Genomic DNA, 13329 nt, shown 5'->3' on the forward strand with positions numbered 1-13329 from the left:
GTGCGGATTTCAGAACTGGCGGAGAGCGTGGGCCTGTCGCGCGCGACGCTGCTTTACTACGAGAAGCTCGGCCTGCTGAAGGGAAAGCGACAGGCGAACGGCTATCGTGTCTACACTGACGTCGACCGGCAGCGCCTTCGGCTAATGCAGAAGCTTCAGGCGGGCGGGCTGAGTTTGCAGGAATGCCATGCCTGCCTCGACGGCAAGCTCGACCGCGACATGCTGGGCCAGCGCTTGGCAGTGCTGGACGCCGAGCTCACCGAGAAAACGCGGTCGCGCGACCTTTTGGCGGCTCTGCTCGGACAATCGAGCCTGAAGGGCTGGCATGAGGAGGTCGAGCGCGTCGCGCCCGATCTGCACAGGGCCTGGCTCATATCACAGGGGTTTTCCAGCGCTGAGGCGGGGCTGGTTGCGCTCGTTTCCAAGGACATGAACGCCCATGACGCCTACATGGCCGGGTTCATGGACGTGTTCGCCGACCTCGACTGGTGGGGCCCGGGAATGACTGAAGCGACACGCAGGGCGCTGGCACTGGTGCCGTTCGCACCCGAGACGCTCCTTGAGATCGGCTGCGGCCCCGGCATGGCGACGATGACGCTGGCTGAGGCGACCACGTCGCGGATCACAGCCACCGACACCGCCGAGGTCGCGCTCAACAAGCTCAGGTCGCGGATCGCGGCGCGCAGCCTCAATGATCGGATCGAGGTGCAGAACGTCGACATGGCCGCAATTCCGGCCCCCGAGCGTCCCTGGGACGTGATCTGGTCCGAGGGCAGCGCCTATATCCTCGGCGTGGAAAAGGCGCTTGCGGACTGGCGGGCGCTTCTGCGCCCCGGCGGCGTTCTCGTGTTCTCCGACATGGTGTGGCGGACCGGCAAACCCGACGACGAGGTCCGCGCCTTCTGGGCCGCGGGTTACCCCGCGATGGCGACACCTGCGACGCGCGTTGCGCAGGCCAGGCGCGCGCGCTACCGCGTCCTCGGCCATTTCGACATGGGGCATGAGGCGATGGACACCTACTACCGCCCGCTCGCCGCGCGGCTCGACGCCCTCGAGCCGCGTCTCGAGGGAGCCCGTGTTCTTGAAGACCTGCGCCGCGAGATCGCGGTGCTGGAGGCCGGGCGCGGGCAGTTCGGCTATGAGATGTTCGTGCTGGAGCGGGTCTGACCCCGCCTGGCACCAAAGAGGATCGAGAAATGAACTATTCAACGGATTACACCACCCACGCCGAATCGATTGCAGAACTCTTCGCGTCGACCTTCAGGGCCTCAGAGGGCGCAGAGGAAGGCGCGCTGATCGGCGCCCTTGTGTGCCGCCTGATCGCAGAGACTGCGCGCGAGGGTCTGCGCGTGTTCACCGCCTGGGAGGACGGCGCGATCCTCGGCGGGATCTGCTTCACGCGCCTCACCTACTCGGGCGATCCGCGCACGGTCTTCATGATGGCCCCCGTGGCCGTGGCAACGGCGCATCAGGGCAAGGGGATAGGGCAGCGGTTGATCGCTCACGGTCTTGAGGCGCTCCGGCAGGAGGGCGTCGGTATCGCCGTGACCTATGGCGATCCAGACTTCTACGGCCGAGTGGGGTTCAAGCCCGTCTCGGAGGCCGATCTTCCCGCGCCGCAACCGCTCAACCAGCCGCAGGGCTGGATCGCTCAGTCCCTGACCGAGGCGCCGCTGACGCCGCTCAGCGGCCCCGCTCGCTGCGTCGCCGCCTTCGACGATCCGGCTCTCTGGTAGGCTGATGGTCCGCGACTACTCCGCCTTCCTGCCGGGAGCTGCGCCGGCGCGGCGCGAACCGACGGCGCTGGAACGCCTCGGCTGGGGCCCGGCCTTCGCGCAGCAGATCGACGTCGATGCGCTGACCGAGACGCCCCCGGTGCGCGTGGTCGCCGTGCATCGCAGCGGGTTGCAGGTGGCGGGCGACGGGATCGACGAGACCATCCCGCCGGGACCGGACGCCACTGTGGGCGACTGGCTGCTACTGGACCGCACGCGTCCCCGGTCGAGCCGGCCGCTGGAACGCAAGAGCCTGATTAGGCGCCGCGCGCCGGGCACGGGCCGAGAGGTGCAGCTGATCGCGGCGAACATCGACACCGTCTTCGTCGTCACCTCCTGCAACCAGGATTTCAACGTAGCGCGACTGGAGCGCTACGTCGCAATGGCCTTCGAGGCTGGCATCGAGCCGGTGATCTTGCTGACCAAGGCGGACCTCGCCGAAGACCCCGCGCCCTATGTCGAAGAGGCACAGAAGGTGTCGGAGCGGGTCCCAGTCGTGGCGCTCGACGCCCGTGGCGAAGAGCCGGCGAAGGCGCTGGCCAGCTGGTGCAAATCGGGACGGACGATCGTTTTCCTCGGCTCCTCCGGGGTCGGAAAGTCGACCCTCACCAACGCACTCCTTGGAACGCAAGACATCGCCACCCAGGGCATCCGCGAGGACGACGCCAAGGGTCGACACACCACGACCCGACGCGAACTGCACGCCACCACCGGCGGCTGCCTCGTCCTCGACACGCCCGGCATGCGCGAGCTTCAACTGACCGACGCCGCGACCGGCATCGCCGACGTGTTCGAGGATATCGAGGCGCTGGCCGCTCGCTGTCGCTTCGCCGACTGTCGGCATGAGACCGGGCCGGGCTGCGCCATCTTGGCCGCCATCGAAGACGACAGCCTCGACCCTGAACGGCTCGCCCGCTGGCGCAAGCTCCAAGCCGAGGAGGCTTTCAACTCTGCCAGCCTCGCGGAACGCCGCGAAAAGGACCGCGCCTTCGGCAAGCTCGTCCGCAGCGCAATGAAGGCAAAATCGGATCGAAAGCGATAACTCCGACCGCTGCCGATCCGGTCCGCTTTGGGCGGATTGTGTTGAAAAACCCTCAGACAGCGGGTGGGGGTCAGATTGGAAGAACAGAATTTCGAATTACTCTAATTTTGAAGGCGTCAAGGAGCGCAGTCCGCTCCTCGGAGAACGGTTTCCCACATTCCCAAAATTTGCAGTTGCGGCAAAGAGTTTTTCAACAGAATGGGCTCAAAGCCGACCTCGGATGCGGCGCAGCATCATATGGTATGATGTCTTGTCAACGTCGGGTTGTCGATGTGGGAGGGCGTGGTGGATCGGAGGATGCATCATGGAAACATCAAACTTGCCGGCCATCCGCGCCTTACGCCCAGCCTGGAACAAAGGCCGGATCGTCGGCCAGAAAAGGCCGCTCAAGTCCAAACACGTCTGGGCGATCAGGGTGCGGCTGGAATTGGCCGAGAACCACCGTGATCTGGCCCTCTTCAATCTTGCCATCGACAGCAAGCTCCGCGGCTGCGATCTGGTGAAAATGAGGGTGGTCGATGTTATGGCATCCGGCCAAATCAAGGAACGCGCGTCGGTTCTTCAGAGCAATACGCAGAAACCTGTGCGCTTCGAAATCTCCGAAGGCACCCGTGCATCGCCGGCAAGATGGATGCGGGAGCCGCTGATGGTCGGATCCGAATACCTCTGGCCTGGGCGTTTTCACGAACGGCTTCACATCTCTACCCGCCAGTACGCGCGCATTGTGCGTGACTGGGTGACATCCATTGGTCTGGAGGCAAGCGCCTATGGCACGCACTCGATGCGGCGAACGAAAGTCACGCAGATTTACAAGAAAACAGGCAACCTAAGGGCGGTCCAACTGCTGTTGGGTCACACCAAGATGGACAGCACTGTCAGGTACCTCGGCGTCGAGCTTGAAGATGCGCTGGTGATCGCCGAAGCTATCGAAATCTAAACCGCTGGGCCGTCGCCACAGACGGCCCTTCCCAGCCGTTCGCATAGCACTGCGCCGCTGCAGTCCAGCGCCTAATTAGCGGACATCTAAAACATGCCGATATAAGACTCACTGAGAATAACTCTTTGCGGCCAGGCATTGCTCGTCATCGTTATGCATACTGAAAGCACTTGGGAATAATTCAGCCCACACCAATGGTCGCCAACCAATCCAGAAAAACACCCAACCTTCGCAACCCCGAGACACGAGTAAGGTAGAGGGCTGAGATATCCAGCGGAGCGGCGTCAAGCTGGCCCGGAAACAGCTCAACCAATCGGCCAGCATCGATGTCATCTGCGATCATGAAATCGGAAAAACGCGCGATGCCCAGACCGCCTAATACCATCTGGCGCACGGCCTCTCCATTGCCTGCGGTCACCGAGGGTGGCACCGTCACAGGAGTGGATAGGCCGGCAAAGCGCAGCGTGTTGATATGATCTGGTGCCGCGAAGCGCACTTGCTCCAGCTTTGCAAGGTCGGTTGGTGTTTTCGGCCAGCCGTTCCGATCAAGGTATTCCGGCGCAGCCACTAATTTCCAAGCCGTGCGCCCCAAGGGGCGGTGCAACATGTCGCTATCAGGCAACTGGCCCAGTCGAATGGCAACGTCCGCGTGACTGCCGATAAGGTCCACCAGCGCATCTGTCATGTCGATCGAAAGCTGGATGCCGGGGTATTCCGCGTGAAACTCGGCCAACCGCGGGGCAAGAACATGCAGGACGTAAGGCACAGGCGCATTTACACGCAGTGGTCCGGCGGGGGCCTGTCCACTTGTTGCGATCTCTTGCAGGGTTTCGCTGCGATCTAAAATCTCACGCGCCTCGGCCAGAACGGCAGCGCCTTCGCGGGTGATCTCGATGGACCGCGTAGTCCGACGCAGGAGTGTGACCTTCAGCTGCTCTTCCAGCCGCGTCACTGACCGGCTGAGTGTTGAGGCCGATACCCCTCTGCGCCGCGCGGATTCAGCAAAGCCCCCATCATCGACGATCCCGACAAAGGCAGCCAAATCCCCCATGCGCAGCAATTCGTGCAATTTCTGCAATGATCCATTCCAAACTTGCCTGTTCTCGCAATAGATAACGACAGGCATATGTGGCGTCGACATCAAGTTTATTGGAGAAAACCGATGCCCCTTGCCCTTTGGGCGCTGACCATCAGCGCTTTCGCCGTCGGAACGACCGAGTTCGTTATCGTCGGCTTGCTTCCCACCATCGCCGCCGATCTTGGCGTTTCTATCCCCTCCGCTGGCCTGTTGGTTAGCCTCTATGCGCTTGGCGTGACCATCGGCGCGCCAGTGCTGACCGCCATGGCAGACCGAGTGCCGCGCAAGACTTTGTTGCTGCTCTTGCTGGCACTGTTCACTCTGGGCAATGCTTATGCCGCCTTTGCACCGGATTACGGCAGCCTTGTCGCTGCGCGCTTTATCACCGGTCTCGCCCACGGTGTTTTCTTTGCCATCGCCTCGACGATCGCCACCGATCTGGTGGAGCCTGAAAAGGAAAGCTCGGCCATTGCGCTGGTGTTCCTTGGTTTGACCGTCGCCCTTGTGACGGGTGTGCCTTTGGGGACGTTTATCGGCCAGAACTTCGGCTGGCAGTCGACTTTCCTTGGCGTCGTCGCGCTTGGCGTGATCGGGTTCATCGCTTCTGCCATCTTGGTGCCCGCCAATCTGACCAAAGCTGCCTCGGCAGGGATCAAGGCGCAGTTGCAGGTGCTGACTTCGCCGCGCCTTTTGCTGGTCTATCTGATCACGGCCGTCGGCTATGGCGGCAACTTCATCGCCTTTACCTTCCTCGCGCCGATGCTGAACGAAGTCACGGGTCTGTCTGCCGGCGCGGTTAGCCTTGTGCTGCTGCTCTATGGTGCATCTGTCGCCGTTGGGAACATCGCCGGCGGTAAACTGGCTGACCGTATTGGTGCAGTGCCGTCCCTGACGGTGATCTTTGCTGGCCTTGCGATATCACTGGTCGCGCTTGGTGTCTTCCTTACACACCCAATTGCAGCCATCGCGGTTGCGGCCTTCTGGGGCGGCTTTGCCTTTGCCAACGTGCCGCCTCTGCAATCCTATGTCGTGCAAATTGCGCGCGAAGTATCCCCCGGTGCGGTGGATGTGGCGTCCGGTTTGAACATCGGTGCGTTCAACCTTGGCATTGCCGGCGGCGCGTGGGCTGGTGGACTTGTGGTGGAAGGCATCGGCCTTGCCGCCGCGCCTTACATCGCCGCTGGTGTGGTGGTGGTCGGGATCGTTTTGGTGCGCCTGTCCGGCCGCCTAAACACAACATCGTCCCAAGCAGTTGCTGCTGAATAACCTAACTTGCCTCGCCGCATCCTTAGTACGGCGGGGCAAATCGTTGAACTGGAGGTTCATAGCATGTCTGTCCTCAATCTGATTTACAAAGACCGCATTACTTTTGGCATTGAATTGCCACTGGACCGCGATTGGTCTGAAGCCGGTCAACGCCGTGCCCGTATCGAGGGGCGCCCCTTTGGTGTGCCAGACATCTCAAACCCTGCCACGGGAGTAGAGCTGGCCGAAAGCCTTGGCTTTGATGCGGTCTGGCTGCGGGACGTGCCAGTTCACGATCCAAGCTTTGGGGATGCGGGACAGGTCTTCGATCCGTTCCCCTATCTCGGTTTTCTTGCAGGCCGCACGCGGCGTATTGCACTTGGCACTGCGGGTGTCGTCCTGCCGCTTCGGGATCCGATCCTCCTGGCCAAGATGACGGCCAGCCTGCACCATCTGTCGGGCGGGCGGTTTATCCTTGGCATCGCGTCCGGGGACCGTCCGGTGGAATGCCCTCTTATAGGTCTCGACTATGAGGCCCGCGGAGCCACCCTGCGCGATCGCGTCGACCAGATACGCACCCTCTGGTCAGGTGACGCGCTGCAAGGACCACAAGGCCCCGCCACTGTGCGCCCCTATGTGCCAGACGGTATCCCGATGGTCATGGCCGGGATGGGCCAGCAAAGCCTGCAATGGATCGCCCGCACATTGGACGGCTGGTTCACCTATCCGGGCCCTCCCGATCAGGCCGAGCGCCGCCTGTCGATGTGGCGTCAGGCGCGCACTGATACTGGCCTACACCCAGCGCCAGTCCTGACCGCGATGCACCTGGATCTTGCCCCTGATCCCGATGCGTCCTTCGGACCGATCCAGTTCGGGGGCCGTATCGGTCGCAATGCTCTAACCACTCACGTTCGTTCCCTGCACGCTGCAGGAGTCGCCCACATCGCCTTTAACCTGCGCCAGTCACAGCGCGAAATCGAAGACGTTTTGGCCGAGTTGGCCGAGCACGTCATCCCTGAGTTCACCGAGCAAAATAAAAAGGAAACAACACTATGAGTATCACCCTTATCGGCCCCGCCCAAATTCCGTCCTTGGGGTTAGGCACCTTTCAACTTGAGCAAGATACCGTGGCCGACATGGTGGCCGCGGCGCTTTCAGAAGGGTTCCGCCATATTGATACGGCGCAGGCCTATGAAAACGAAGAGCAAGTCGGCAAAGGTTTGCGCCGCGCCGATGTCCGCCGCGATGATGTATTCCTGACCACCAAAATCCTGCCTGAGCACTTCTCGCCAGAAGCCTTTATCGCTGCTGCGGACGCGTCATTGAAGCGGCTGGGGACCGACTATGTCGACCTGCTACTCCTGCACTGGCCCTCAAAGGAAGTCCCGATTGCCGAGACAATTGGCGCATTGAATGATCTGATCTCTGCGGGGAAGGTCCGCCATGGAGGCGTGTCGAATTTTACCATTGATATGGTCGATCAAGCACAGGCTGCGTTGAACACGCCATTGGCCGCCAACCAGATCGAACTGCATCCGCTTATTGACCAAACACGGATGATCGCTCACCTCGCCAGCAAGGGCATTCCGGTTGAGGCTTACTCGCCACTGGCGCAAGGGAAGGTCATGGAGAACGCCATGCTGCGCGAGATTGCCGCCGTGCATAATGCAAGCCCGGCCCAGATTGCATTGGCCTGGGTCCTGACGGGCCCGATGAGCATCGCGTTGCCCAGGACCGGTAACAAGAACCGGCTTGCTGACAATCTTGGTGCAGCGGAAATCGTGTTGAGCGCAGAAGAGATCGCCAGCATTGATGCTCTTGGTTCAGCCGAAGGTCGCTTGGTCAGCCCGGAAACGCTCGCTCCAGCTTGGAATTGATTAGTCACTGGTCCTGCAGAAACCCTGCAGGACCTATACCCGTCGACTTCAGCTTTCGGCCCGAATCAGACCTTGACTATACAATCAAGTTGCTGCGGAGCAGACCGTCAAAGCGGCCATTCGTGCATATCGCAGCATTTTTGTCGGCGTTATAATCAGTCTGTCCAACAGGCTGACATTCGATTCAGTTGCGGTTAGAGGCGAAATTCTGAAGTGACCTTCTATCCAAAGAAACTAACCCGAGAATGTGCAATATGCAGCTTGGTACTTATTCAAAAGTGAAAGTAAGCGGCGGGGCTGTTTCTCATCTACGATAGGCTCCATCAAAAACCGAATAAACACAGCTGGCTGCTCAAACTCTGCTTCAGATGTTTTTGACCAGATTATCGGTTCATAGGGGGGCAAAAAGTGCATCTCGAACATCGCCGAGCCGTTTGGCTCATCTCCGCTACCAGTCATGAAGGCATACTCATCACCAATCGGCACAGACGGATCAGGGATCCTCGTGCGATTGAGGTCGAATGTAATTTCGATAAACGGCCCTTCCGCAGAATTCTCGTCGCTGATTTTGAAAGTTAGCGCTGTGACATCGCAATCACTAATTTGCATTTCACGACGGTATATTAGAGGAGGATATAACTGCCATCCGAAACTTACACCTGTATCTAAGTATGGCTGGTTTGATGTGACTGACGCTTCCTCAATCTGGCGAGCAAGTTCGCTTCGGGCATCTTCAGCTTGAGCACTGACCGCCAGAAATCCAATAACCAATGAAGAAACAGCGGATCGGATCATCAAATCCTCCCAACAATGTTACGGTCTGTGTCAATCAAAGATGACGTCGGACAGGCAAATGGGGTACGGAGTTATTTTTCTCGCAAAATCATTTATTAAATAGTTTAAAGTTGCCTTATCAAAGCATATCGACCCTATTCGCAACTGCCCCGCGTTATTGGCGAATAGGGCTCATCGCCACCATTTGTTCGGATGCGATCTTCGTGGATTGGACCTCACATTGTGCCGCTACTTTAGCCAGATCGTACCAAACCCAGTACAATTACTTAAAAGATCCGTATCTCGCTCACTGTGTAGATGTCATTCTATGACCTTTAAAATATATTCCAGCGGCTTCACCGCTCGGGCGAGAGCATCTGCCACTGGTTAGCGCGAATTCCTTCCTACCTACTCCTGTATCGCTTCGAGGTAGTCGAGCAAATTTGCAAAATCGGTTTCCAGTACCTCTCCATCTGCGCCCCCATTCGGGTAAACATGGCGAAGCCCGACCGTCGAAAAATCGGGCATTGCAGAAAAGGGATCTTCTTTTTCGAGACGGCCCATGATGAAGCGACTAACAAATTCCCGAGGGAAGTACCCGCCATTGCGTTGCTTGATCCCTGTTAAGTCAGGCGCTACGACCCCCATGGCCAGTGATGGAGACCCTGCGCCTTTGCCACGCACACCATGGCAAGCAGAGCATTCTTTTGCAAAAATTAGTTGCCCTTCACGAATTTCTTCAGACCCCTTGATAGAGCCTTCTGAACAACCTGATAAAAGAACGCAGAAAAAAACCGGCGATTGTTGAGAGACGGATTCGCATTAAAAGAGCCCCCTAATTTGTGACTGACCATCGTTATGCCCTGTTGTTAAGTCAATCACTTCTCTGTCCGGTCTGAGGTCAGCGCTCCTCGGACAGATTTGAGATAATTGAGTATAGGAGGATTTCTGGTTCATCTCGACGATGTGGAGATCGAGATGACGAAGAAGCCGCGCGGACCGGCGAGCCCCTTCAAGAGCACACGGCCCATAGCGATGGCAACAGCTGCCACAGCCATAATCTGCTTGCGCGAAGCTTGCACGCTTTTGGGGCTTCAGGCAGGCCGCGGCTAAGTTTCGCACTATCTAATCAAAGGTTGACGCGGGGTGTTTCCACAACACTTGGTAGCATGTGTTCTTATGCTCCCATCAAAAGGGCAATAAATTGCAAATCGGCAAGTTTAAATTCCCCGTCGAAGCGTCGTTGATTTTAGTCGTGTTTGCTATCTTCAGCGGACTGGGCGTTTGGGTGGTGAAAAGCTTTCCAGACCGATCTCCAGTTTCAGCTTCGCCTAAGCTTCAGGAGCAGACTAAAGAAGTGTGCGAGGAGAAGATTTTGAACAGCCTTTCTGGCTCAAGAAGATCCACAGAAGAAACAAGTATTGGTGATTCAGATTTTGTCTGGAAGATCACGAGCTACGGAAATGAGATCACAGCTGACGCAAAAGTAAACAGCCATAACATCTTCGGAGCTCTTCTTGCCTCGAGCTGGAGCTGCAAGGTGCAGTTGGTTTCACAAAGGATACAATTCGTTAGCTTGGTCGAAAACTAACCGTTTGATTTGTTAGCGGATGATTGGATCCGAGAACTGACCTGAGGTAGCGGGCGACAAGTCGGGCTAACTTGGAGGTAGTTGATGTAGATACACAGCCGCGTGAATTCTTCGGTTGAGCCCAGATAAAAGGGGGGATTACCCTGCCGAATGGCTGCTATTGTCCAATAGTGGACCAACACTTCGCAATCGCAGCGAATGTCTGGTTTCCGCCCTTCCTTACTGAAGGGGAGCACCTACACGAACGGCCCATACGAGGCATTCGTTTGAATCGCCCCGAGTTTGTCGGAGACCATCAACTTAAGTAAGGATGATGGTTATGACAAAAAGCAAAATGGCAAATCGCTATTCACCTGAGGTTCGCGCGCGTGCGGTCCGGATGGTCTTCGAGCATCAAGGCTCATACGAAACGCAGGCGGGCGCGATTGCGGCCATTGCACCCAAGATCGGCTGTATTCCCCAGACCTTGAGCGGATGGGTCAAGCAGGCCGAGAAGGATAGCGGCATGCGTGATGGCGTGACAACCGAGGAACGCGACCGGATCAAGACTCTCGAACGAGAGAACAGGGAATTGCGTCAGGCCAACGAGATACTGCGTAAGGCGTCAGCTTATTTTGCGCAGGCGGAACTCGACCGCCCACTGAAGCGATGATCGCCTTCATTGAGGATCAGCGCGTTGTTTACGGTGTCGAGTCGATCTGCAGGGTGCTGCCGATCGCACCGTCAACATTCTATCACCAACTTGCGTGCCGAGCGGACCCTTCCAAAGCTTCTGCCCGGTATCAGCGGGATACAGAGCTGCGCTCGGAGATCAAACGCGTCTGGGATGAGAATTATCAGGTCTACGGGGTGCGCAAGGCCTGGCATCAGTTGAAACGTGAGGGCTTTGAGGTTGCAAGATGCACGGTGCAACGGTTGATGAAACAGATTGGCATCCGTGGGGCTGTGCGGGGCAAGGTCGTCAAAACAACCGTCCCTGACACGTCAGCGCCTTGTCCGCGTGATAAGGTGAACCGCGTGTTCCGAGCACCAGCCCCTAACCTTCTCTGGGTCAGCGACTTCACCTACGTGTCGACATGGCAGGGCTTTGTCTATGTGGCCTTCGTCATCGATACGTTTGCTGATCGCATCGTGGGGTGGCGGGTCTCGCGATCCGCCAAAACGGACTTTGTTCTCGATGCTTTGGAGCAGGCCCTGCATGATCGACGGCCGGTCCAGAAAAGTGGGTTGGTTCACCATTCGGATCGCGGCGGTCAATATTTGTCCATTCGTTACACCGAGCGTTTGGCTGAGGCTGGCATCGAACCGTCGGTCGGCAGCGTCGGGGATTCCTATGATAACGCCCTCGCTGAGACAATTAACGGTCTCTACAAAACAGAGCTGGTCCATCGCCAAGGACCGTGGCGCAACATGCAGGATCTGGAACTGGCCACCCTTGGCTGGGTCGATTGGTTCAACAACCGGCGTCTACTTGGTCCCATCGGAAACATCCCGCCAGCGGAGGCTGAACAGAACTTCTATGCACAGCACGATGTGCTCGATATGGTCGCGTAAAATGAAGCTACAGGTCTCCGGTAAAACCGGGGCGATTCACTCCGTGACCAATCGCAAACCAAGATGGGCTATGCTGCGGATCATTCTCTGGAAATCCTGTGACGGTAGCTATGATTAGGATTCGAGATGTCTCGATGGGTCTGCTTTTATGAAAGTCATGTTCAGTCAAGCGCCGAACCAATCGGTCTCTTCCGAGCAGTAAAGCAAGAGCCTCAATAATCGTTGTCTTGCCGTTGTTGTTCGGCCCCACAAGAACGGAATGTTTTCCAAAAGGAATGTCTGCGTTCTGCACCCCACGCAGGCCTGAAATCTTGAGACGCTGAATATACAATTAGAATTCCTGTTTCGGCCAAAATGACGAGATAAATACACGCTTAGGGCGAGGATACAGGGGGCAGTGCCAGTTGAAAATGCCATTTGCGCTGGTTGGAACGATTGAAGCTGTGAACGGCTGCTTTTGCTGCGCTACAGCTCGATCTTTGCACGTGCAGCGAACTTCCGGTTTCCGCCCATCTCGTATATCGAAGTTTAAGGCTAACTGTTTCTATCGGTTTTTAGACAAAAGCAATAAACTCCGTTCTGCATGCCCCGAACTGCTGGGGCGTACACAACTATGTTTCGCTACTAATAAACCCGTTTTATATTGCTCTCTATGCATTCGGCTTCCGCGAATATCATGGCGCTGCGGTTCGGTGTATGACACCTTTCGGTTATGATCGAATACCAAACCCTCGCTGACGACCATCCCGACCTTTTACAGTCACCGCTGCTACGGGCAGCTCTTCTGACCTTAAAATATACGCAGGAACACGGATCGATGGGGATCACCAAAAACAAGGCGTTCAAGCGTACCTTCGTTCATTGGGCTGTACAGAATTTTGACTGGCCAGGAGAAGATGCGGATGAGGTGTTCCGTTATCATAAGGTGTTCAACGAAGCCGACTTCGCGCCGCTCGAAGTGCTGCACTTCCTGATGATCGAATTACGTCTTGGTCGCCACTTCAAAGACGAGTTCCGGCTCACCAAGCGTGGTAAAGAGTTGGCCCAATCCCCTGGGCGCTTGTTCGCCGAATTGATTCCGTATTTCATACACCAGATAGATCACACCTCTTATGCGCGCTTTGATGACCAACCCTTCGGGAATTGGGATGTTTGGATGAATGTGATCAACGTAGAGGCCGATCACGGCATCAGCGATGTTGCCTTGTACCAAAAGTTCTATGGGGAACCGGAGAGTGACCGCTCTGCTGCAAGGCGAGACGCTTATGCCTTCAAGGCCTGCGTTTTGCGTCCGCTTGAATGGGCCGGGCTTCTGATGTCGACCCAAGACCAAGGCCCGGAAATGCGCGCTGTCCATGTGTTTAAAAGCCCGCTCTGGCGCAGTGTTTTGAAGTTGGACACTGACGATATGCTTCAATCGGTACCCTTGCAGTGAGTCACTCTTCACCTTCTGTAA

General features: G+C 57.3%; 14 protein-coding genes and 1 other annotated feature. Of the genes, 10 read left to right on the forward strand and 4 right to left on the reverse strand.

What is annotated here, in order from left to right; genetic code table 11:
* The 4 genes from ABM428_RS14420 (at position 1) to ABM428_RS14435 (ending at position 3754) form a co-directional block, all read left to right on the forward strand.
* On the forward strand, positions 1-1167 hold the full coding sequence (locus tag ABM428_RS14420; RefSeq protein WP_353628452.1) for a MerR family transcriptional regulator: 1167 nt from the start codon (positions 1-3) through the stop codon (positions 1165-1167).
* Positions 1168-1196: 29 nt separating this feature from the next.
* Complete coding sequence (locus ABM428_RS14425) at positions 1197-1736, forward strand: N-acetyltransferase (protein ID WP_353628453.1); 540 nt, start codon at positions 1197-1199, stop codon at positions 1734-1736.
* A 4-nt stretch (positions 1737-1740) separates the two neighbouring features.
* A complete protein-coding gene (rsgA, locus tag ABM428_RS14430) occupies positions 1741-2817 on the forward strand; it encodes a ribosome small subunit-dependent GTPase A (RefSeq protein WP_353628454.1) in 1077 nt (358 codons plus the stop codon).
* Between the two features lie 304 nt (positions 2818-3121).
* Positions 3122-3754: a tyrosine-type recombinase/integrase gene (locus tag ABM428_RS14435; protein ID WP_353628455.1), complete on the forward strand. Its 633-nt coding sequence runs from the start codon at positions 3122-3124 to the stop codon at positions 3752-3754.
* A gap of 181 nt (positions 3755-3935) precedes the next feature.
* On the opposite strand, the gene ABM428_RS14440 is transcribed toward ABM428_RS14435, so the two are convergent.
* Positions 3936-4832, reverse strand: coding sequence for a LysR substrate-binding domain-containing protein (locus ABM428_RS14440; RefSeq protein WP_353628457.1), 897 nt, complete (start codon positions 4830-4832; stop codon positions 3936-3938).
* A gap of 84 nt (positions 4833-4916) precedes the next feature.
* On the opposite strand from ABM428_RS14440, the gene ABM428_RS14445 reads away from it, so the two are divergent.
* From ABM428_RS14445 to ABM428_RS14455, 3 genes are all read left to right on the forward strand, one after another.
* Positions 4917-6098 carry an MFS transporter gene (locus ABM428_RS14445; RefSeq protein ID WP_353628458.1) on the forward strand — a complete coding sequence of 394 codons (1182 nt, stop codon included), beginning with the start codon at positions 4917-4919 and terminating at the stop codon, positions 6096-6098.
* Between the two features lie 63 nt (positions 6099-6161).
* Positions 6162-7133, forward strand: coding sequence for a TIGR03571 family LLM class oxidoreductase (locus tag ABM428_RS14450; protein ID WP_353628459.1), 972 nt, complete (start codon positions 6162-6164; stop codon positions 7131-7133).
* Positions 7130-7954 (forward strand): aldo/keto reductase, encoded by an 825-nt coding sequence (locus ABM428_RS14455; RefSeq protein WP_353628460.1) that lies wholly within the window; start codon positions 7130-7132, stop codon positions 7952-7954. Before ABM428_RS14450 ends, ABM428_RS14455 begins: the two co-directional genes overlap by 4 nt.
* Positions 7955-8188: 234 nt before the next feature.
* On the opposite strand, the gene ABM428_RS14460 is transcribed toward ABM428_RS14455, so the two are convergent.
* On the reverse strand, positions 8189-8749 hold the full coding sequence (locus tag ABM428_RS14460) for a hypothetical protein (RefSeq protein WP_353628461.1): 561 nt from the start codon (positions 8747-8749) through the stop codon (positions 8189-8191).
* Positions 8750-9136: 387 nt separating this feature from the next.
* Positions 9137-9481: a cytochrome c gene (locus ABM428_RS14465; protein WP_353628557.1), complete on the reverse strand. Its 345-nt coding sequence runs from the start codon at positions 9479-9481 to the stop codon at positions 9137-9139.
* A 451-nt stretch (positions 9482-9932) separates the two neighbouring features.
* On the opposite strand from ABM428_RS14465, the gene ABM428_RS14470 reads away from it, so the two are divergent.
* Both ABM428_RS14470 and ABM428_RS14475 read left to right on the forward strand, forming a co-directional pair.
* Positions 9933-10319: a hypothetical protein gene (locus tag ABM428_RS14470; RefSeq protein WP_353628462.1), complete on the forward strand. Its 387-nt coding sequence runs from the start codon at positions 9933-9935 to the stop codon at positions 10317-10319.
* 319 nt (positions 10320-10638) lie between these two features.
* Positions 10639-11873, forward strand: a protein-coding gene (locus ABM428_RS14475) for an IS3 family transposase (RefSeq protein ID WP_353628253.1) whose coding sequence is annotated in 2 segments (ribosomal slippage) — positions 10639-10933 and positions 10933-11873 — 1236 coding nt in all. Because the reading frame shifts where the segments join, the coding sequence is not laid out codon by codon here.
* Positions 10926-11042 (forward strand) — a sequence feature (AL1L pseudoknot). (Overlaps the previous gene by 117 nt.)
* Positions 11874-11880: 7 nt before the next feature.
* Here the strand turns inward: ABM428_RS14475 and ABM428_RS14480 are convergent.
* Positions 11881-12204, reverse strand: coding sequence for a DUF2813 domain-containing protein (locus tag ABM428_RS14480; protein ID WP_353628463.1), 324 nt, complete (start codon positions 12202-12204; stop codon positions 11881-11883).
* A 381-nt stretch (positions 12205-12585) separates the two neighbouring features.
* Between ABM428_RS14480 and ABM428_RS14485 the strand changes: the two genes are divergently transcribed.
* On the forward strand, positions 12586-13308 hold the full coding sequence (locus ABM428_RS14485; protein ID WP_353628464.1) for a hypothetical protein: 723 nt from the start codon (positions 12586-12588) through the stop codon (positions 13306-13308).
* The last annotated feature ends 21 nt before the right edge of the window (positions 13309-13329 follow it).

Origin of the sequence: Sulfitobacter sp. TCYB15, from assembly GCF_040435955.1 — a bacterium.
Classification (GTDB): Bacteria; Pseudomonadota; Alphaproteobacteria; order Rhodobacterales; family Rhodobacteraceae; genus Sulfitobacter; species Sulfitobacter pontiacus.